The following is a 19455-nucleotide window of genomic DNA, read 5'->3' on the forward strand; positions in this document are numbered from 1 at the left end:
GATGGGACCGTGGATGGACCGGTCGGCTGCTCCGGCCCGGGGGGCCCCGGGGATGAGGCCGGTCGCGGCTCTTGACGTCCGCGACCGGCCTGTGGGTGTCAGGCGGGGGGCTGCCTCTCAGATGGTCTGCCACTTCTGGTTGTTGCCGCCCCAGCAGGACCAGAGCTGGGCCTTGGAGGTGTCCAGGGCCCTGTCCAGGCACAGACCGGACTGCACTCCGCGGATCGTGCCGTCGGAGTAGAACATCCACTTCTGGTTGTCCTGGCCGTTGCAGTCGTAGGTGCCGACCTTGGTGGCGTCGTTGGTGCCTGCTCCGTAGGCGTCCAGGCACTTCGTGCCCTGGCTGTAGACAGTGATCTGCCCGGAGGGCGTCAGGGTCCACTGCTGGTTGTCGCCGCCCCAGCACTGGGCCCAGACCTGGACTTGGCCGTTGTTGTGGTTGAGATCGGCGTCGAGGCAGCCGTTGCTGCCGACGTTGCGCAGGATGCTCGTGTGCGAGCCGGGGTCGCTGCCCCAGGCGTACTTCAGGCGGTCGATGCCGCTGATGTTGCGAACGCCCAGCGCCAGGTTGGAGCCGCTGCCCTTGAGGTCGAACAGGGAGTACCAGTCGTAGGCGGGCCGGTCGATGCGCTTACCGCCGAGGGCCGGCCAGTAGACCGCGCCCATGCCGAGGGAACGGGCGGTGTCGGTGTCGGCACGCAGGTACCGCACGAAGTTGTCGGTGCTCGTCGCGTCGTTGTAGTTGAGACCTGTGTCCATCGGCGCGCCGAACTCGTCCAGGATGGTACGCGTGCCGCAGGTGCCGACCTTGCTCTTGAAGTCGGTGACCCATTCGCTGTAGGTCTTCGCCGGCTTACCGAAGGCGTAGTGGTGGAGCGAGAGGTAGGTCCCGTCGAGGCGGGAGTCGGCGCACACGGTCGTGACGTAGTCGTTCGAGCCGGGTCCGCTCACGATGATCCGGTTCTTGGGGACCGAGGGGCGGTCGGTGATCCACTTGGCGGCGAGGTTCGCCCAGTCGGTGGCGCTGTAGCCGTGGGGCTCGTTCATCGGCTCGAAGTAGACCAGGCTGTTGGAGCCGTACTTGCCGATGACCGCGTCCCACATCGAGTTGAAGGCGGCCATATTGGTGATCCTGCCGCTCTGGGCCGCATCGTCCTCCCAGTAGGAGAGGATGACCTTGAAGCCCTTGGCGGTTGCGGCGTCGATGGCGCCGGTGTACTTGTCGCCCCACGTCGTGCCGGGGACGGAGTGGGTGTTGATCGGCAGCCGGACGGTGTTGGCGCCGAGCGTGCTCTGGAATCCGCCGAGGATGGCGTTGGCCTTGGCTTTGACGGTGTCGTAGCTGTCGGAGCTGTCCAACCCCTCGGGGACGACGTCGCCGTGGACATAGTTGTCTCCCACGCGGGCCCAGTTCACGCCCTTGAACTTGCTGGCGTCCGTCGGGTTGGTTTCCGCAGCCGCCGGCGACGCGGTGGACAGCATGGTGATCGGCGCGGCGATCAGTGCGGCCGCGAGGCAGGCCAGCGCGCGGCGGAGGAAGCGGGTACGGGCGGGGGGCAGTACGGCGGAGTGAGGACCTGGCCGGGTGCGTTGGGAGTTGGGCATGTCGTGTTCCTTTTCTGCATGCGGCTCTGTGCAGGCGGTCGTTGCCGCCTTGGGCGCCACGAAGCGATCTGCCGCAGTGGGCGGTTGTGATGCGGTGGTGGCGCCCGGTGTGTCCCTGGAGGGGGCGCGGCGCAAGGGTGGTGATGGGCGCCGGGCGGCCGGGGAACGTGGGGTCGGCTGAGTTGACGTGCTCGCTTTGGGCTGGCGGGCACGGCCTTTGATGTGGAGAAGGGGCCACTGCGGGTGAGGCCCGCTACGGCGTTGTCACCGCCCGCTGAGTGTCCTTGCTCGGGGCGGCGGGCGCGGGATGCTGTGGGCGGCTGCGCGGCCGGCTGCGGTGATCGCGACCACTGGTGCCCGAATCCGCGCGGGCGGTGGCCTGGGCAGGATGCTGGGCGAGCGTCCGTGCATCCGGGTTGCTCCTTCGGGTACGGGCGGCTCAGGGCATGGGGGAGGGAGACCGCGTGTGGCTCGGTGAGCCCGGGGTGGGACCCCGCCGGCCTGTCAGGTGGCCGGCGGGGCGATGGTGGAGGCGGGTCGCTGAGGTCGTCGTCAGCGGCGGCCGTTGGCGGCCGGTCGTGCGACCTCGTGCCCTCAGGGTGGAGGTGTGAAGAAGTGCCGTTGGCCGGTCCTGCTGTCCCGCCAACAGGCGGGCGGGACACGGGCCGGGGGCGTGTTACTTGACGGTGAAGCCTTGTTCCTGGCCGTACTTGCGGGAGGCGTCCTGCCAGGCTTTGAGGCCGTCCTGCAGGGTGGTGTCGCTGACGTAGGCCTTGCCGACGTTGTCGTTGAAGATGCTGTTGGCGTAGACCTGGAAGGGCAGGTACGACCATCCGATGAGGACGTCGTTGGCCGACTCGGCGAGCACCTCGTTGATCTTCTGGCCGCCGAAGTACGGGTCCTTCTTATTGAGGAAGTCCGGGGACTTCAGCTGCTTGGTGGTGGAGGGGAACGTCCCGGCGTCGACGCGGGTCTGCGCGCCCTCGTCGACGGTGGCGTACTTGAGGAAGGCGTAGGCGAGCTCCTTCTTGGTGCTGGCCTGCATGACGGCCAGCGAGCTGCCGCCGTTCTCGGCGGTGGCCTCCTGCCCGCTCTTCCACTGCGGCATGGGCGCCACACGCCACTTGCCGGCGCCGGCCTTGACGCCCGATGCGAGGGGCGCGGGCATCCACGCGCCGGTGACGAGGGAGGCGATCGTGCCGTCGCCGAGGCCCTTGTACCACGCATCGCTCCAGGGGGAGACCGGCGCGAGCAGCTTGTCGCTGATGAGCTGCTGCCAGGCGGTGGTGAACTTCTTGGTCCCGGCGTCGTCGAAGTTCACGCCGACGTCGGTGCCGTCGACGGTGTACGGCTTGCCGCCGGCCTGCCAGACCATGCTGGTGGTGAAGCCTGCGTCGCCGGTGTCGGCGGTGAGGTCCGCCTTGGGGTCCGCCTTGTGCAGCTTCTTGGCCGCGGCGATGTACTCCTCCCAGGTGGCCGGCACCTTGATCTTGTGCTTGTCGAAGACCTCCTTGTTGTAGAACAGGGCCATCGGGCCGGAGTCCATCGGCAGGGCGTAGATATCCTCGGTGCCGGCGTGGACGGCGCTCCACGGGCCGGCGGAGAAGGTGCCCTTGAGCTTGTCCGCACCGAGGGCGCTGAGGTCGGTGAGGGACTTGGCGAGCGAGAACTGCGACAGGGCGTAGTACTCGATCATGGCGACGTCGGGGACACCCGATCCGGCCTTGACCGCGTTCTGCAGCGCGGTGTACTGGTCGTTGTTGGTGCCGGCGTTGACCAGCTTGACCTTGACCTTGGGGTACTTGGCCTCGAAGTCGCTGACGACCTTCTTCAGCGTCGGGTCCCAGGCCCAGACCGTGATCTCGCCGCCGGTGTTCAGGGCGGCCTGGATGTCGGCGTTGGACGCCGGCTTGGCGCTGCCCGAGTCCTCGGTGCCGGAGGAGCTGCAGGCGGTGGCGGTGAGTGCCACCGACAGGGCCGCGGCGCCCAGCAGCAGGACGTGACGACGGGTTCTCGTCATGGGGTGTTCCCTTTCGTGCGGTGTACCTGGGAGGGGTGGCAGTCGGCGGGCGCAGATCAGCCCTTGACGCTTCCGGCGGACAGGCCGGACTGCCAGTACCGCTGGAGCAGCAGGAACGCCGCGATCAGCGGGACGATGGTGAGCAGTGATCCAGTGATCACGAGATTGAAGACCGCTTCGCCGCCCACGGTGGAAGCCTGGGCGTTCCAGCTGTTCAGGCCGAGGGTCAGCGGGTACCAGTCGGGATCCTTCAGCATGATCAGCGGCAGGAAGTAGTTGTTCCAGGTCGCGACCACGTTGAAGAGGAGAACGGTGACGATTCCCGGCGCCAGCATCGGCATGCTGATCTGGAAGAACGTGCGGAACTCGCCGGCGCCATCGACGCGCGCCGACTCCAGGATCTCTTTCGGGACGGCGTCGGTGGCGAAGGTCCACATCAGGTAGAGGCCGAACGGCGAGACCAGCGACGGGATGATGATCGCCCACGGGGTGTTGGTAAGCCCCATCTCGGAGAACATCAGGAAGGTGGGAACCGCCAGTGCGGTACCGGGCACCGCGACCGCTCCGATGACGGTCGCGAAGACGGCCTTCTTGCCGGGGAAGTCGAACTTGGCCAGCCCGTACCCGGCGAGCGTCGCGAGGAAGGTAGCGCCGCCCGCCCCGACCACCACATACAGCACGGTGTTGAGCAGCCAGCGGGTGAAGATCCCGTCGTTGTAGCTGAAGGTGTCGGCGATGTTGCCGAACAGGGCGAAGTCGCCATCCAGCCACAGGCCGAAGGAGTCGAACAGCCCCTTCTGCGTTTTGGTCGCGTTGATCGCCAGCCAGGCCAGCGGCAGCAGCGTGTACACCAGCATGATCACCGTCAGGGCGGTCAGCGTGGCGCTGCGCCTCTTCCGGCGGGAGGCGCGCCGCGCGGGGCGGACCACCAGCGGGCCCGAAGAGGCACCCGCGTGCTGTGCGGTGCGCGGCTTGTGCCCGACGCGGGGAGTCGTGGTCGCCATGATCAGGATTCCTTTCGCATGCCGCGCAGCTGGACGGCGTAGGCGATGATCATCGTGATCACACCCATGACGATGGCGACCGTGGCCGAGTAGTTGAACTTCTGTCCGGCAAACGACAGCGAGTAGGCGTAGAGGTTTGGCGTGAAGTAGGACGTGATCGCATTCGGCGCCAGGCTCTTGAGGACGCTCGGCTCGTTGAACAGCTGGAAACTGCCGATGATCGAGAAGATCGTCGCGATCGACAGAGCCCCGCGCAGCGCCGGGAGCTTGATCGCCCGGATGATCCGTAGCTGCCCGGCCCCGTCCATCTCCGCGGCCTCGTACAGCGTCGGATCGACCACCCTCAGCGCCGAGTAGAGGATCAGCATGTTGTAGCCGACGAACTGCCAGGTCACGATGTTGCCGATCGACGCGAGGACCAGACCGGGCGACAGCGGGTCGGGAAGCGAGATCCCGAACGCCTCATTGATGTTGCCGACCAGGCCGAACCGGGTTCCGTACATGAAGCCCCACATCAGCGTTGCGACGACGGCCGGCACCGCGTAAGGCAGGAACACCGAGATCCGGAAGAAGCCCGCCCCGTACAGGCGGCCGCTGTCGATCGCCAGGGCCAGTAGAAGCGCGAGGAGCAACATGATCGGGACCTGCACGGCCAGGAAGACCGCCACCCGCCCGAAGGCTGACCAGAACTGCGCGTCGCCCAGCACCTCGGTGTAGTTGTCGGCACCGACGAAGGCCGTTCCGCCGATCAGCCGGGTACGGAACAGGCTCAGGTAGATCGAGTAGCCGATCGGTGCGAGGAAGACCAGCGCAAACACCGCCACGAACGGCCCGACGAACCGCCAGCCGACCCATGACCGCCGTCTCGAGGCCGATGGCCTCCTGGCACCTAGAACCCTTGCCTGTGGTGCTGCGACCACCGCTTCACTCCTTGCTGCGCGAACGCTGACCACACTGCGTGGTCACGTGAACATCGAGTCCGGCTCAGCGTGCCGGCCCGAACCCTGTTCACGTGACCATTCAGCCCGCAGGCGGTTGGTCACGTGAACATGATGCGGTAGCGTGGCACCCGTCACAGTGGGAGGTCAAGGTTTCTCGCACGTTAAAACTTCCGCCCGCGCCTTCAGCGGACGGCGACGAGTGGACAGACAGGAGCGAAGGCTCGATGGACCTGAGTGAGCGCGGAGAGCAGGATCCTGGTCCTGCGATCGGTGCGCAGCGAGGCGGCTCGGCCGTACCGGGCGGGCGCCACAGGCAGCACGTCACGAGGGCCGACGTCGCCGCGCTTGCCGGCGTTTCACGTCAGACCGTGTCCAGGGTGGCCAACGGCCATCCCAGCGTGATCGGTTCGACCCGGGAGCGGGTGCAGGCTGCGATGCGGGAACTGGGCTACCGGCCCAACAGTGCCGCGCGCGCCCTCAGGTACGGGCAGTTCAAGACCATCGGCGTGATCCTCCACAGCCTCTCCGCCACCGGCCACAGCGACACCGTGCAAGCGATCGCGGCCCAGGCTGCGGCCGAGGGATACGCGATCACGGTGATCCCCGTCGATATTCCGACCCAGGACAGTGTGCTGGGCGCCTTCACCCGGATGGGCGAACTGGCCGTCGACGCAGTCATCGTCTTCATCGAGGTCTACCTGCTTGACGCGGGAACCGTGAAGCTGCCGCCCGGCGTGCGCGTGGTCGTGGTGGACTCCGACGCCGGAGACCGCTATCGCGTGGTCGATACCGACCAGGCCGGCGGCACCCGAGAGGCCATCAGCCACCTGCTGGAACTCGGACATGAGACCGTCTGGCACGTGACCGGTCCGGAGACGTCGTACGCAAGCCAGCGCCGAGCCCAGACATGGCGGACCGTGCTCGAGGAAGCCGGACGGTCTGTGCCACCGCCCCTGCACGGCGACTGGACCGCCGCATCGGGCTACGCGGCCGGCCTCGAACTCGCACAAGAGCCGGACTGCACCGCGGTGTTCGCCGCCAACGACCAGATGGCACTCGGTCTCCTGCACGCCTTCCAAGAACGAGGCAAGGCCGTCCCCGGCGACATCAGCGTGGTCGGCTTCGACGACCTCCCCGATGCCGCCCACTTCGCCCCGCCCCTGACCACCGTCCACCAGGACTTCGCCGAGGTGGGCCGGAAAAGTGCCCAGGAGGTCTTGCGGCAGATCCACGAACACGACGTCCCCCGATCCGGCACGGACATCGTTCCCACCCGCCTGGTGGTCAGAAGCAGCACGGCGCCGCCGCCCCCGAAGCGGTAAGGGTGGGTGGCTGTTGGCTTGCCGAACTTGAGGACGGCGTTTCATCTGGTCAAGCCTAGGGTCGGTGATTCCGTGGGAGCTGTGGCGTGTCGCGTTGTCGCTCGCCGGGAGGCCTCGAATGCCGTCGGGGTCGGGCTACTGGAAACAGTACGAGTTCGCCGCTCGCCGTCGAGTCGACGGGCTGCGTGAGGAGGCTGCCGTATCCAGGCCGAGCTGGCCGCGGCCGAGCTGGAATGGCAGGAGTGGGCGATCGCCCGCAGGCGGGTCAACACGGTACTGGCTCCGGACGGCGGCAACACCGTCGGCACGGGGGTCACCCCGGATCCGCGGGATGCGAACGCGCCCCCAAGCACCCAGGACCACCTAATCGGGACTCCCGTTCGACGCGCATCTCTCAAGATCGGAAAGACAACAACTACTCACGCTAGGTCCACTGTCGGGCACCGGCTCGCCGCCTCAGGTCCTCGGCCGCGGCAGCGGTGTCGTAGCGGAACGGGTGCACACGCTGGATGTAGTCGGCATGCCCCAGGAGGGCTTTGCGAAGCTGCTTCAGGTTGCGGGCACTGAAGGAGATGCCGCCGCGCTTGTCCACGACGCCGGCGGTGATGGCAAGCGGCTCGAGGTCCACCGTCAGCAGGTACGCCTCCGTATTGATGACGGCGCTGCATCCCATGGTTCCCTCTGAGTAATCGAGAGAGACCCAGTACTCAACCACAGCGCCTTTGTAGCGAGCGCATGGCATCACCACATCCTCTTCCTCGGGACCTGTAAGCCCCAGAGAAGCCGCCGTAGGGGCGCACGTCGTCCGCACCTCTTCGAAGAATACTTTCCACCCTGATGATCGCCTGGGCCTGGAAGCCGGGCCGCGCGTCAGCGAGGCAGCAGGACGTCGACCTGCCCCCGGATGTCCTGCACGATCCCCTCGACGCTCAAAGCGATGTTCACGCTCGCCGCCATGCTGAGGAACATCACGGCGGACACGATGTGTGCCAGTGTCGCGGCGTCGCCCTCTGCGACCCGCTCGTCTCGGCGCAGCACGGCGGCGATGGCCTCCTCGGTCTGCGCGACGATGGCGAGTGCTTCGCTGTGCCGGGGCTCCTCGGGGTCACCGAAGGCCATCTCTCGCAGGTAGGTGCGTCCGTTGTCGATCTGGGTGCGGTTGCACTCCACGATCGGTCGGACGATCGCCAGCACCGCGTCCAGCACGCCTGGGACGGTCTCGGCGTCCGCCCGGCCCTGCTCGAGCGCTTCGGCGTACTTGGCGTTCTGCACAAGCAGGAGGAGTTCGCCCTTGGTCTTGGCATAAAGGAACAAGGTCCCGGTGCCGATGTCGGCCTTGTCCGCGATCTGCTGGGTCGTGACCTCATCGACGCCGTGTTCGGCGAACAGCTCACTGGCGGCAGCGACAATGCGGTCGAGCTTTTCCTGCTTGTTCCGCTCGCGCCGTCCGACCGACTGGGGGGCGACAGACATGGCGGTGTCCTCCAGGAATCATTTCTGACTGTACTCAGTTATGATGGTAGTCATTACCGCGTGGGCTCCAATGTGGCTCCGCTCATTCTTCCACGGCCGGGCGAGGAGTCATTGCTCCATCCGCGCACAGCCACGCCCTTCACATCCCCTTGGAAAGAAGGAAGAGCAATGCCCTCTCTCGACGGATCAGTCGTCCTCGTCACCGGCGCCAATGGCGGTATCGGCACCCACTTCGTCCACGACGCCCTGGAACGCGGCGCCGCCAAGGTCTACGCCACCGCCCGTTCCCCCCGCGCCTGGGACGATGAGCGCATCGTCCCCCTGACCCTCGACGTCACCGACCGCGCGTCGATCGACGCAGCCGTCGCCGACGCGGCGGATGTCACCGTGCTCGTCAACAACGCGGGCGCCATCCCGCCGAGCGCGAGCCTGCTGGACGTCACCGAGGCGGACATCCGGGCGAACATGGAGACGAACTTCTTCGGGCCGGTCTTCCTCGCCCGCGCCTTCGCACCGGTCCTCGCCGCCAAGAAGGGGTCAATCCTCATCGACGTGCACTCCGTTGCCAGCTGGTATGCCTTCGGCGGCGCCTACAGCGCGTCCAAGGCCGCACTGTGGTCGGCCACCAACTCGCTGCGCATCGAGTTCGCACCCATGGGCGTCCACGTGACGGGTGTGCACATGGGCTACGTCGACACCGACATGGCCGCGCACGCTGTCGGACCCAAGATGCTGCCGACGCATCTGGTGACGACGGTCTACGACGCCGTCGAGGCCGGAGAATACGAGGTCTTGGCCGACGAGTTGACCAAGGGGGTCAAGGCGGCTCTGAGCGGCCCGGTCGAGGCGCTTTACCCGGACCTGCACAGCACGGACGCCTGAGCTTGTTCTTCGGTCCCGACGTGATCTCTTCACGTCGGGACCCCGTGATCCATGGCGTTCGAACAGTTGGCCGGCCGGTGTCGAGAAGGGGTGCACCGTCGCGGCCGTCGAGCCGCGGATGACATCGGCGGGCGATCCGGCAGCAGCCCGATCAGCAGCGGGGCACCACCGTGGTGACAGACCATCGCGGCTGTCGGGCCACGGGCTCAGGCGGTGCCAGGCACCGCGAGGTCGGCCCGGTCTGTGTCGGTGAAGCTCGGTCAGGCCAAGCTCGGCGCGCACTCGTCCGCGCATCATCCGGTGTAGTTCGTCCAGCGACCGCCAGGGCACTTCCCCCGCCACCACTCGCAGCAGTGTCGGTGGGTACAGGCTGCGCCACTTGGAGGTGAGTCCTGGCCAATCGGCCTGTGCCGCGACGCGGGCGCCGACGCGTTCGAATTCGCCCGCGATGCTGGTGCGCCGGTCGACCACAGTGCCGAAGACGTCGGAAATCAGGTGGGCCCCGCGACAAAAGAGGACGGCCGCGGCATCCGCTGCGTCCGTGCTCGCTTCCTGGTGGGTGTCAGCGTTGCTGGTTGGCCATGCCGATGTAGTGCCCGAGACGGTACTCGAAGTCGATGCCGACCTGTTCGGCCACGGCCTGCGTGCCTGTGGCCCGGGTGAGGAAACCGGGGAGGGTGAGGGAGTGGGTGAACTCGCCGTACGCGGCGATCAGGTCCGCGTCCGGGGGCAGGGATGCCCGGTTGATCTGGGCTTTGGCCGAGGCGAGTGAGGTGCGGTCGAAGGAGGCGAGCCGGGCGGCGACGGTGCCGACGAAGGCGTCGAGTTCGCTGTCGGGGAGGGCGCGGGTGACCCAGCCCCAACGCTCGGCGGTGTCGGCGTCGTAGTCGTCGCTGGTGAGGATGGCTTCCAGGGCGCGGTCGCGTCCGATGGCCCGGGGGAGGCGTTCGGTGCCGCCACCGCCGGGCAGCAGTCCGCTGCCGACCTCGGGCTGTCCGAAGATCGCCTTCTCACGACTGGCGTAGCGCAGATCGAGGGCGAGGGCGAGCTCGTTCCCGCCGCCGCGGGTGCGTCCCCGGATGGCCGCGATGGTGATGTAGGGCGCTCTGGAGAGTTCCAGACCAGATTCGTCCATGCCGGCACCGCGTCCGGGTCCTCGGGGGCGGGGAAGTCGGCGGCGGCCAGGTCGAAGTGGTTGTAGAAGAAGTCGGGGGGTGGCGCTGTCGAACAGCACGACCTGGATGTCCGGGTCGGTGGCCAGTTCTTCGACGATCTCGATGAGGCGCAGGACGGTCTCGCCGGCGATGAGGTTGACGGGCGGGTTGGCGAACGTGATCTTCGCGATCTGCGGTGAGGTGCGCTCGTAGTGGATGGTGCTTTGCTCGCTCATGGATTGCTGAGCAGATCCGGTGGTCCCGCTTCCCACCTGCGCTGCTCACTCCTGGTAGCGCGGGAGGATGTCGCCGTTCTTGACGTAGGTGAGGGCGGCGGTGACGTCGTAGGCGTGGATCGCGGAGACTTGCGGTGCCAGCCGGTTGGACAGGTCCTCGATCGCGTTGCCGGTGAAGAAGGCGTCCCCTGCTGCGGTGTCGGTGAACCCGAGGCTGACCGAGGCGTGGAAGTGCTGGTCGTGGGGGTTGTCGTGGGCGACGTCCGGGGTGTCCCAGAGCTTTTCGATCCAGGGCAGGAACGTCTGCGTGCGCAGTTCCTTCAGCACTCCGGTGCCGGCGAGCGCGGGGGCGAGCTGCTCGTTGACGAACTTCCGGAAGGCGCCGGCGCCGACGCCGTCTCTGCGGCGAAGGTAGATCAGCGCGCGGGCACCGACCGTCTGTCCGGGGCCTGCGACGTCGTACCAGCGGGATGAGTTCGGCGGGCCGGCGTAGAGCAGGGTGCGGCGGAACACGTTGATCTCGTCGGCGTAGGCCAGCTTCGTCTGCTTGCGCCCTTTCAGGGGTGCGAGCGCCGATTGAAAGGTGACTTCCGCGACGCCGTCGATCTTCCGGTCTGCGGGGATCGCGGTCTGGACCCCGTCGGTGGCCGGCCACCGGCCCGGGTTGTGCTCGGCGAGGTGGATCTGCCGGTACTCCTCCAGGCCCGGGGTGGCGGAGATGATCCCTGAGTGCGGGCCCTTCCAGTGGTCCATGCCGGTCTGGCGGGGCTGGTCGGTGCGCACCCACAGCAGGATCGAGGAGGTGAGAGGCTTCCTCACTTGCAGAGGTGCGACGGCCGGTGACGTGCTCATGGTGTTGCCCTTCTCTTCCTGGTCAGACGGTTGTCATCGGGCCAGGAACTCGACCGCCACGGGGGCGAACTCGTCGTGGTACTGGAAGATGCCGCCGTGCCCGGAGTCGGGGTAGATGATCAGCTCACTGCCCTTGATACGCCGGTGCAGGTCCTCCGACAGGACCGACGGCACCATGCGGTCGTTGTCGCCGTTGGCGATCAGGGTGGGCTGCGTGATCGACGAAAGGTCGTCGGGGGCGGAGCGCCCCCACTTCTTGATCGCCTTCAGCTGCGTCTGGAACGCCTTGGTCTTGATGTCCGCGTCGCGGTCGACGGTGCGCTCCTTGAGCCGGTTGACGAACGCGCGCGCGGCGGGCTTGCCGGTGGCGTTGCGGTTGAAGAACAGGAACTCCTTGGGGTCCGAGCGGGTCAAGGTGGCGCGCAGGATGTCCCAGTACGTGATTCTGGCGATCTTGTCCATGTCCTTGCCGCCCTTGGGCCCGGTGCCGGTGAGGACCAGCTTGCGGACGAGCTCGGGGTGCTTGACCACCAGGGCCTGGGCGACCATGCCGCCGAGGGAGAAGGAGAAGACGTCGATCTCGTCGTACCCGAGCGCCTTGATGAAGGTGTAGGCGTCGTCGGCCATCGCCTCGACACTGTCCGGCACCTGGCCGGTGGACGCCCCGACACCGCGGTTGTCGAAAGCGATGACGTGACGGCCCCTCGCGACGGGGTCGATGATGCGGGGGTCCCAGTTGTCCAGGGTCGCGGCGAGGTGGACGAAGAAGACGACGGGGATGCCGCCCTTCGGTCCCAGCTCGCGATAGGCGTAGGTGACGCCGCCGGCGCTGACGGTGCGGGCCGGGGCCTTCGCGTAGGAGGTGATGACGGCTTCGTCAGGGGTGTCGGTGCTGCTCATGACGGATTCTCCTTGCGTGTTCTGTGTCGCTGTGTGTTTCGTGTCGCCCGTCGCGGTTGCGGCGGTCAGCTGTTGCCGATGACGGCCTTGCCGCGGATGCCACCCTGAGACAGGGACTGCAGCGCCTGCGGGGTCTGGTCGAAGCCGACCACCTTTCCCACGACCGGACGCACCACGCCCTCGTCGATGAGGGTGGTGATCTGGCGGAGCTGGTCGCCGCTGGCGCGCATGAGCAGGAACTCGTACGTCACCCCGAGCTTCTTCGCCTGCCTGCGGATCTTGCCGCTCAGGCCCGCGACGGCCAGGCGCAGCAGCGGGTTCAGGCCGGCCTCGCGGGCGAACGCGGGGTCCGGGGGACCGGCGATCCCGATGGCCTTGCCGCCGGGCTTGAGCACCCGCAGGGACTTCTCGAGGGTCTCCCCACCGATGCTGTCCAGCACCAGGTCGTAGCCGGTCAGGAGCTGTTCGAAGTCCTGGGTGCGGTAATCGATCACCGTGTCCGCGCCGAGCGCGCGCACGAAGTCCGCGTTGGAACCGCTGGCGGTCGTGGCGACGCTCGCACCGAGGTGCGCGGCGAGCTGGATCGCGATCGAACCGACCCCGCCGGCCCCGGCGTGGATGAGAACCTTCTGCCCAGGCCGCACCTTCCCGCGCTCCACCAGCGCCTGCCACGCTGTGAGCGCCGCCAGCGGCAGTGAGCCGGCCTCTTCCATGCTGATCGAAGCCGGCTTGAGCGCAAGGTCGCCCTCCGCGACGGCGATGCGCTCGGCGAATGTGCCGATGCGGTTCTGGTGGGGCCGGGCGTAGACCTCGTCTCCGGGCTTGAAGCCGCGAACCGCTGCCCCGACACCGATGACGGTGCCCGCGACGTCGTTGCCCAGGATCAGCGGCAGCTTGTAGGGCAGGACCTGCTTGAACTCACCCGCGCGGATCTTCTCATCCAGAGGGTTCAGCCCGGCGGCCTCCACCCGGACGAGCACGTCGTGCTCCCCCACGGTGGGTTCGGGGACGTCCGCCTCCTGCAGCGGCTCCTTGTACTTGGTGACGACGAACGCTCGCATGAGGCGTCACTCCTTGCCTTAGTCCAATTTGTCCAGGTCTGAGACCGGGTCGGCCAATTCAGCGCGACACTCTGAGGTCTCGCCTCACTCAATCGATCTGAGTAAACTCAACTATGAGTCCACTCAGAATTCTTGTCAAGGGAGGTCCTCATGGGAAGCGGTCACATGCCGATCGGGCGCCGCGAGCTGGCCAAACAGGCCAAGCGCGAGCGCATCATGACCGCAGCCCGCGAGTTGTTCGCCGAACACGGCGTCGACGGGGTCACGACGCAGCAGATCGCCGACCGAGCCGATGTCGCGATCGGGACGCTCTACCTGTACGCGTCCACGAAGGCCGAGTTGCTGATCATGGTGCAGAACGAGAAGTTCGCCGCCGCCATCGATTCCGGCCTCGCCGCCGCGAACGCCGCCGTCGGACAGGGCGTACTGGAGCCGGTCATCACTCTCATCCGTCCCGTGGTGGAGTGTGTGAGGGAGCGCATCGAGAACGGCCGCACATACCTGCACGAACTCGTCTTCGGCGACCCGGCCGAGCCCTACCGGCAAACGGGTCTAGCCCTTGCCGGCCGCCTCGAGGTCGGCATCACCGGCCTGCTCACCCGCGACGAGCACATCGACGCCGCCGACGCGGCAACGCTGGCGCGGGTGATCACCGCGATCATCCACATCAGCACCACCGCCACCGTGTACCTGCACTGGAGTGACGAAGCCGTCCTCGCCGACATCCGCGACCAGATCCACGCCACCCTGGCACCCCACCACCGCGCCGCATGACCACTCGCTCCGCGAGCCAACCATCGAACACCCTGGAAAGGGGGCACGTCATGAGCGCGCACTACGACGTCGTCGCCCTTGGCGCCGGCACGAGCGGGTACGTCGCCACGATCCGCGCCGCGCAACTCGGCAAGACCATCCCGGCGCTGCGCGCGGTGTCGTGATCGCCGTGGGTCGTATCGAACCCCGCCAGGAGGACGTCCAGGTCCCCGAAAGCGGCTTGAGCCGCCTCGGCGATCCGGCCGACGTCGTCGTGCTGTCGCAGCACGGCTTCAGTTTCTCCGCGCCGCTGGTTACCGACGGAGTGGTATGCCCTAGTGGGTGCGATCTCTACGTGCGACTGCGGTCATGAGGTGGGGCCTTACCGGCGCCGGGCCGTAAGCGTCATTGTGCCCCTGTCAATCCGCAGGTATGTACTTCCGGTTGCTGGTACCAGAAGCTTCCGCTGGATGGAGTGACGGTGAGGCCGAAGTCCTCGCGTGCCGGGGCCTGGTCGCGGGTGTTTCTCGTTCACATGTGCTTGATCTCCTGGATAGAGAAGGGGAGTTGCCTCGTGCGGCTCGGTGATGGGGACGCCTTCGGCAGGTGGCCGCGTGGGGGGCTTGCCGCAGGACTTCGTCCGGGTTGGCGTGCGGGCTCGGGGCGCGCGGCCGGGAGGGCGCTGACTGCGGTCACTCTGCGCCGAATGCGGTGAGAACATGCTCGGCCCTCCCCGCGCCCCGGATCGCGCACGGCTTCACCAGCCATCTACGAGGGCTAAGGCTGAACATGCTGGGAGCGGCGCTGATGCCGGGCGTCCGGGCGGTTCTGGGAACTTTCTGAGAGAGAGGCCGACACCTCGGTCGTGCGTGCTCCGTGACCTGTGTGGATCCCCCACCAGCTCTCAGAGACCTCCCAGAACCTCTCGGGAACGTCGTATCCGCAACCGCGAGTGTGTGCGGGTCCCATGGCACGCGGCGCCGGAATCTCCCCGGTTCGGCGCCGCGTGCTCCCCGCGAGTGAAGCGGAGTTTCCTAGATGGCTGCCACCACACACCACCCCCGCACGAGGCTCGGTTCCAGTGCGGAGCCTGGTACGAGTCCGCGATCCCAACGCCGCACCGTGCCGGTACACCTGATCGGTTCATGGCAGAACGCTTTGGAAGGAGCGGGGGCCGCGTTGTGCGCGGTGGTCGCCATGGCGGCCGTGTCCGCGCTGGCTCTGGCCTTGCTCGATGCCGGGTCATTCGGATCGCTGTGGTCCTTGACGATGGCCCTGACGGCCATGGCCGTCGGCGGCTCGGTGAGCGCGGGTTCGGATGTCTCCGGAGACGCCGGGGCGATCGGCGGTCTGGCATCGCTGTTCGGCGGCGGTGGTGGCATGGGCCCCTCGACGAGCGGTGCGGCCGATGTCGTGCCTCTCGGAGTCACGTTGGTCGGCGCCGTCGTCCTGTGGGTCGCGTTCTCCAAGCGGCTGCGTCAAGGGCAGCAGCGGCGGTTTACCGCCGGTGAACTGGCCGTGCGGGCGGCGGGAGCGGGAACCGCGGCGCTTGTCACCCTCATGATCGTGGCGGGCCTCGCGCAGGGATCGGCCACCATGCCCGCGTCGGCGATGACCGGGATGGGAGGAACCGGCGGGGGCCGGTCTGATGAGGGATTCGGCGGCGGGAGTGGTGGCCTGAGTGAGCTTCTGGGCGGTGGCGGTGCGGGGGCCCAGCCGACGATGACCTACCACATGAGCGCGGGTTCGACCGGCTTCGGCGCGGTCCTGTGGGTGGGGGTCGTGATCGGCGTGGGATGCCTGATCAGCCGTCGGGTGCGGCTGCCGTTGGGCGGTTCGCTGGACGGGCTGCGCACCACCTGGGGCCGGAGCCTCTCAGTCGTCGTCCGCACGGTTCTCGTCTTGGCGGCTGTACCGCTGGTGGTCTTGTTGTTCGTCGGGGTGGTGGTCGGTGACCGGGTCGGCTCGGCGGCGGGTGCCGCTCTGTTGCTCGCCCCGAACGCCCTGGCAGTGTTTCTGACGCTGGGCGTTGGTTCCTCATGGACTGCCGCGGTGCATCCGGTACAGAGCGACGAGGGCGGCAACCCGCTCGCCGCGCTCATGCGTGGGATGGGTGGTACGGGTGGAATGGGCGGCGGCAATCGGCCGGACCGCACCGAGCACCTGAGGTCTCTGGCGGCGGGCGGATGGCCGCTGTGGCTCGCGGCGCTCGTGGTGACCGGCCTGATCCTGCTTGCCTGCGCCTACCGGGCGGCCCGGGCCGCGCACCCCGGCCACGAACTCCCGATGCTCCCGTACCGGGGTCCGCTGGCCCAGCATCTGGGCATGGCCGAGCGGTTCGGTGTCGTCACCGCCGTTGTCCTGGGCGGGGCGGCCTGGTTGGTGGGGGCGTCCGGGCATTTCGGCGTCAGCATGTTCGGCAGCGAGATGGGGGGAATACTGGCTGAGCTGCGTGGCAGCGTGCTGCGGACTGTCGTCTTCGGGCTGCTCGTTGGCGGCCTGGCTGGGTTCACCGGAAGCCTCCTGTCTGTGGTGCGGGGTGACCGTGGTGCGCGGTAACAGGGGGCTTTACGCGGTGAAGACGGTCCACTTTCGTATCCTGCCCGGCAGGTTCTCGGCTGCCGTGGGCCGCGCGGCTTCAGCCGTATCCCCCGTGTCTGGCGGGGTCAGGAGTGTGTTCCCGCTTGCCTGGAGGCCCCTTTGACACCTGTCGAGCGCTCTGCCCTGCCTGGGGTCGGCGTCGGGAGCGCCCCCGGCGCGGCGGCCGCCATTGGCGTGAACCTGCTGGTCGTGGACGACGAACCCACCGTGCGGGAACTGCTGTGTGCGGCCCTGCGGCACGCCGGTTTCACCGTCGCCGCGGCTGGGACGGGTCAGGAGGCCCTGGATCGTGCGCGGGAGGTCTCGCCGGATCTGGTCCTGCTGGACGTGATGCTGCCTGACCTGGACGGCTTCGAGGTGATCCGTCGGCTGCGCGAGCAGCACCGCCCTGCCGCGGTGCCTCGCGCCGGGCACATCCCGGTCTTGTTCCTCACCGCCCGTGACGCGACCCAGGACAAGATCGAGGGCCTGGTTCTGGGCGGCGACGACTATGTGACCAAGCCGTTCGACCTCCAGGAGCTGATCGCCCGCATCCGTGCCGTGCTGCGCCGCACCAGTGGCGACCCCAGCGCCTTGCTGCGGGTTGCCGACCTGGAACTCGACCCCGACGGTGTCCAAGCGGCGCGGGCGGGTGAGCCGCTGCGTCTGTCGCCCACTGAATTCCGGCTGCTGCACTACCTGATGACCAATGCCGGGCGTACGGTCTCGAAGCCGCAGGTCCTCCAGCGGGTGTGGGACTACGACTTCAACGGCGACACCGGCATCGTCGACACCTACATCAGCTATTTGCGTCGCAAGATCGACAACGGTGGCCCGAATCTCATCCACACTGTGCACGGCGTCGGGTACGTGCTGAGAGGACCGAAGTCATGACCAGGCCCCGACTTCGCGGGGCGTGGGCGCGGGCTTCACTGCGCAGTCGGGTGCTGCTGTTGGCAGTTGCCCTGCTGGCTGTCGGGTTCTCGGCCTTCGCCCTGGTCACCGGCAATTCCCTCCGCGGCTATATGGAGGACCGAGTCGACTCCCAGCTCCGTGCCACTGCTCAGGTGTTCGCGGCACTGCCGCCGACGGTGGCGGAGAACGGGGCCCAGCGGAAGCCGCTGGCGGGGCTGGCAGACTTCAGCACGGACGTTCTCGGCAACCCCGTCATCACGTACGTCGCCACGGACGGCACCGTCGAGAGGAGCATTGACTCCCTCGCGGGGGCGAACCGTACGAAGGACGCGCGGAGCCCGGCACTTCCCCGGCTGGACAGGGCAGCGGTCGCCGCCCGCGGAGGCCGCCCGTTCACCGTCGACGGTACGGAGGGCAACGCACGCTGGCGAGTGATCGCCGTGCCCAGGACAGCGCGCGTCGTACTGCCGGGAGCCTCGGTGGCGGCCTCTGCCGAATCCAGAGTGTGGTCGTGGCAACGTCGATGGAACAAGTGGACAGCACCGTGGGCCGCATGTGGCAGAACTACCGAACTACCGGACTCGCCTTGCTCGCGGTCTTGGCAGTGGCCGGCTGGTTCGCGGTCCGCTCTGGGCTGCGTCCGCTGTCCCGCGTCGAGCAGACAGCCGCCGAGATCGCGGGTGGTGACCTGTCCCGCCGGGTGCCCGAACTGGCCAGTCCAAAGACGGAGTTGGGCCGTCTGGCCGCCGCGCTGAACGGCATGCTCGGGCAGTTGGAGACTGCCTTCGCTGTCCGCGCCGAGTCCGAGGCGCGGATGAGCCGATTTGTCGCCGACGCCAGCCACGAGTTGCGCACCCCGCTCGCCGTCATCAAGGGCCTGACCGACCTTCACCGCATGGGGGGCCTCCCCGACCGCGAGGATATCGACGCCACGATGGCCCACATCGCCCGAGAGTCTGAACGCCTCACCCGGCTCGTCGAGGACATGCTCCAATTGGCCCGCCTCGACGCACATGCGCTGAAGACCACCGGGAGTCCCACCGGTTACCTCGCGCCCGGCCTCTCAACGGGCCTCGACTTCACCCCTGCTGACCTGCGCACCCTCGCCGCCGCGGCCCTGCACGACGTACGCGCCCTGGACCCGGCCCGCACCGTCGCCCTCACTGGTCCGGCCGGCGACGGACCGCCCGCCCCAGCGTCGACCCTCGCCGACGAGGCCCGGCTGCGCCAGGTCGCCACCAACCTGGTCGGCAACGCCATCGCCCACACCCCAGCCGGCACACCCCTCAGGATCGGCGTCGGCACGGTCGGCGACCACGTCGTCCTGGAGGTCGCCGACGAGGGACCCGGCCTCACTCCGGAACAGAGCAACCGCATCTTCGAGCGCTTCTACCGCGCAGACGCCTCCCGGAACCGCGCCACCGGCGGCGCCGGCCTCGGCCTGTCCATCGTCCACTCCCTGGTCACCGCCCACGGCGGACACGTCGAGGTCGACTCGGCCCCCGGCCGGGGCACGACCTTCCGGGTTCTCCTCCCTCAGCTCACTGACCAGCACATGTCGACAAGTCCGCCGGAACCGGCAGTTCTCCAGAAGTGACCACGGCGTGCAAAGCTAGGCTAGGAGCCGACGTTCCCAACTTCGGGGCGAAGGCAGCCGCTTGGGCGCGGACGCCGATCTGGGCGAGGGTGTAGCTGACGTAGGACTTGACGGTGGCCAGGGCGATGGACAAACGCCCCCGTCCGAGCAGGTGAGTACG

Annotated in this window: 17 protein-coding genes; 6 read left to right on the top strand and 11 right to left on the bottom strand. The window is 67.9% G+C overall.

Annotation, left to right across the window (positions count from 1 at the left end; translation table 11 throughout):
• Positions 1-117: 117 nt before the first annotated feature.
• From ACZ69Q_RS10285 to ACZ69Q_RS10300, 4 genes are all read right to left on the bottom strand, one after another.
• Positions 118-1605, bottom strand: a complete 1488-nt coding sequence (locus ACZ69Q_RS10285; protein ID WP_471039349.1) for a ricin-type beta-trefoil lectin domain protein — start codon at positions 1603-1605, stop codon at positions 118-120.
• Positions 1606-2281: 676 nt separating this feature from the next.
• The gene (locus ACZ69Q_RS10290; RefSeq protein ID WP_471039351.1) at positions 2282-3625 is read right to left on the bottom strand and encodes an ABC transporter substrate-binding protein; all 1344 of its coding nucleotides are present in this window, start codon (positions 3623-3625) and stop codon (positions 2282-2284) included.
• 56 nt (positions 3626-3681) lie between these two features.
• The gene (locus ACZ69Q_RS10295; RefSeq protein WP_471039354.1) at positions 3682-4629 is read right to left on the bottom strand and encodes a carbohydrate ABC transporter permease; all 948 of its coding nucleotides are present in this window, start codon (positions 4627-4629) and stop codon (positions 3682-3684) included.
• 2 nt (positions 4630-4631) lie between these two features.
• Positions 4632-5549, bottom strand: coding sequence for a carbohydrate ABC transporter permease (locus ACZ69Q_RS10300; protein ID WP_471039357.1), 918 nt, complete (start codon positions 5547-5549; stop codon positions 4632-4634).
• A gap of 245 nt (positions 5550-5794) precedes the next feature.
• On the opposite strand from ACZ69Q_RS10300, the gene ACZ69Q_RS10305 reads away from it, so the two are divergent.
• On the top strand, positions 5795-6892 hold the full coding sequence (locus ACZ69Q_RS10305) for a LacI family DNA-binding transcriptional regulator (protein ID WP_471040188.1): 1098 nt from the start codon (positions 5795-5797) through the stop codon (positions 6890-6892).
• Positions 6893-7316: 424 nt separating this feature from the next.
• Here ACZ69Q_RS10305 and ACZ69Q_RS10310 read toward each other — a convergent pair whose 3' ends face one another.
• Positions 7317-7565, bottom strand: coding sequence for a hypothetical protein (locus tag ACZ69Q_RS10310; protein ID WP_471039360.1), 249 nt, complete (start codon positions 7563-7565; stop codon positions 7317-7319).
• A 197-nt stretch (positions 7566-7762) separates the two neighbouring features.
• Complete coding sequence (locus ACZ69Q_RS10315) at positions 7763-8365, bottom strand: TetR/AcrR family transcriptional regulator (protein ID WP_471039364.1); 603 nt, start codon at positions 8363-8365, stop codon at positions 7763-7765.
• Positions 8366-8533: 168 nt separating this feature from the next.
• Between ACZ69Q_RS10315 and ACZ69Q_RS10320 the strand changes: the two genes are divergently transcribed.
• A complete protein-coding gene (locus tag ACZ69Q_RS10320; protein ID WP_471039367.1) occupies positions 8534-9247 on the top strand; it encodes an SDR family oxidoreductase in 714 nt (237 codons plus the stop codon).
• Positions 9248-9809: 562 nt separating this feature from the next.
• Here ACZ69Q_RS10320 and ACZ69Q_RS10325 read toward each other — a convergent pair.
• The 4 genes from ACZ69Q_RS10325 to ACZ69Q_RS10340 all read right to left on the bottom strand — a co-directional run bounded on the left by ACZ69Q_RS10325 (position 9810) and on the right by ACZ69Q_RS10340 (position 13450).
• Positions 9810-10637, bottom strand: coding sequence for an enoyl-CoA hydratase/isomerase family protein (locus tag ACZ69Q_RS10325; protein WP_471039370.1), 828 nt, complete (start codon positions 10635-10637; stop codon positions 9810-9812).
• A 45-nt stretch (positions 10638-10682) separates the two neighbouring features.
• Complete coding sequence (locus tag ACZ69Q_RS10330; protein ID WP_471039373.1) at positions 10683-11489, bottom strand: strictosidine synthase; 807 nt, start codon at positions 11487-11489, stop codon at positions 10683-10685.
• 33 nt (positions 11490-11522) lie between these two features.
• A complete protein-coding gene (locus ACZ69Q_RS10335; protein ID WP_471039376.1) occupies positions 11523-12389 on the bottom strand; it encodes an alpha/beta fold hydrolase in 867 nt (288 codons plus the stop codon).
• A gap of 65 nt (positions 12390-12454) precedes the next feature.
• Positions 12455-13450: an NADP-dependent oxidoreductase gene (locus ACZ69Q_RS10340; RefSeq protein ID WP_471039379.1), complete on the bottom strand. Its 996-nt coding sequence runs from the start codon at positions 13448-13450 to the stop codon at positions 12455-12457.
• Positions 13451-13600: 150 nt separating this feature from the next.
• Between ACZ69Q_RS10340 and ACZ69Q_RS10345 the strand changes: the two genes are divergently transcribed.
• The 3 genes from ACZ69Q_RS10345 (at position 13601) to ACZ69Q_RS10355 (ending at position 17677) form a co-directional block, all read left to right on the top strand.
• Positions 13601-14224, top strand: coding sequence for a TetR/AcrR family transcriptional regulator (locus ACZ69Q_RS10345; RefSeq protein WP_471039381.1), 624 nt, complete (start codon positions 13601-13603; stop codon positions 14222-14224).
• 1101 nt (positions 14225-15325) lie between these two features.
• A complete protein-coding gene (locus ACZ69Q_RS10350) occupies positions 15326-16762 on the top strand; it encodes a streptophobe family protein (protein ID WP_471039384.1) in 1437 nt (478 codons plus the stop codon).
• 222 nt (positions 16763-16984) lie between these two features.
• On the top strand, positions 16985-17677 hold the full coding sequence (locus ACZ69Q_RS10355) for a response regulator transcription factor (protein ID WP_471040190.1): 693 nt from the start codon (positions 16985-16987) through the stop codon (positions 17675-17677).
• 169 nt (positions 17678-17846) lie between these two features.
• Here ACZ69Q_RS10355 and ACZ69Q_RS10360 read toward each other — a convergent pair whose 3' ends face one another.
• Positions 17847-17993 (bottom strand): hypothetical protein, encoded by a 147-nt coding sequence (locus tag ACZ69Q_RS10360; RefSeq protein ID WP_471039387.1) that lies wholly within the window; start codon positions 17991-17993, stop codon positions 17847-17849.
• Between the two features lie 216 nt (positions 17994-18209).
• On the opposite strand from ACZ69Q_RS10360, the gene ACZ69Q_RS10365 reads away from it, so the two are divergent.
• Positions 18210-19295: a sensor histidine kinase gene (locus ACZ69Q_RS10365; RefSeq protein WP_471039390.1), complete on the top strand. Its 1086-nt coding sequence runs from the start codon at positions 18210-18212 to the stop codon at positions 19293-19295.
• Positions 19296-19455 lie beyond the last annotated feature (160 nt).

Source organism: Streptomyces sp. NPDC036764, assembly GCF_055609385.1.

Bases quoted from the DNA above. Each gene is read 5' to 3' on its own strand.
- ACZ69Q_RS10345 (WP_471039381.1), top strand. From the start codon at position 13,601: ATGGGAAGCGGTCACATGCCGATCGGGCGCCGCGAGCTGGCCAAACAG.
- ACZ69Q_RS10295 (WP_471039354.1), bottom strand. From the start codon at position 4,629: ATGGCGACCACGACTCCCCGCGTCGGGCACAAGCCGCGCACCGCACAG.
- ACZ69Q_RS10285 (WP_471039349.1), bottom strand. From the start codon at position 1,605: ATGCCCAACTCCCAACGCACCCGGCCAGGTCCTCACTCCGCCGTACTG.
- ACZ69Q_RS10330 (WP_471039373.1), bottom strand. From the start codon at position 11,489: ATGAGCACGTCACCGGCCGTCGCACCTCTGCAAGTGAGGAAGCCTCTC.
- ACZ69Q_RS10305 (WP_471040188.1), top strand. From the start codon at position 5,795: ATGGACCTGAGTGAGCGCGGAGAGCAGGATCCTGGTCCTGCGATCGGT.
- ACZ69Q_RS10335 (WP_471039376.1), bottom strand. From the start codon at position 12,389: ATGAGCAGCACCGACACCCCTGACGAAGCCGTCATCACCTCCTACGCG.
- ACZ69Q_RS10325 (WP_471039370.1), bottom strand. From the start codon at position 10,637: ATGAGCGAGCAAAGCACCATCCACTACGAGCGCACCTCACCGCAGATC.
- ACZ69Q_RS10315 (WP_471039364.1), bottom strand. From the start codon at position 8,365: ATGTCTGTCGCCCCCCAGTCGGTCGGACGGCGCGAGCGGAACAAGCAG.
- ACZ69Q_RS10310 (WP_471039360.1), bottom strand. From the start codon at position 7,565: ATGGGATGCAGCGCCGTCATCAATACGGAGGCGTACCTGCTGACGGTG.
- ACZ69Q_RS10290 (WP_471039351.1), bottom strand. From the start codon at position 3,625: ATGACGAGAACCCGTCGTCACGTCCTGCTGCTGGGCGCCGCGGCCCTG.
- ACZ69Q_RS10360 (WP_471039387.1), bottom strand. From the start codon at position 17,993: ATGCTCCTCTCGACGGTGCCGTCCGTGGCGACGTACGTGATGACGGGG.
- ACZ69Q_RS10320 (WP_471039367.1), top strand. From the start codon at position 8,534: ATGCCCTCTCTCGACGGATCAGTCGTCCTCGTCACCGGCGCCAATGGC.
- ACZ69Q_RS10340 (WP_471039379.1), bottom strand. From the start codon at position 13,450: ATGCGAGCGTTCGTCGTCACCAAGTACAAGGAGCCGCTGCAGGAGGCG.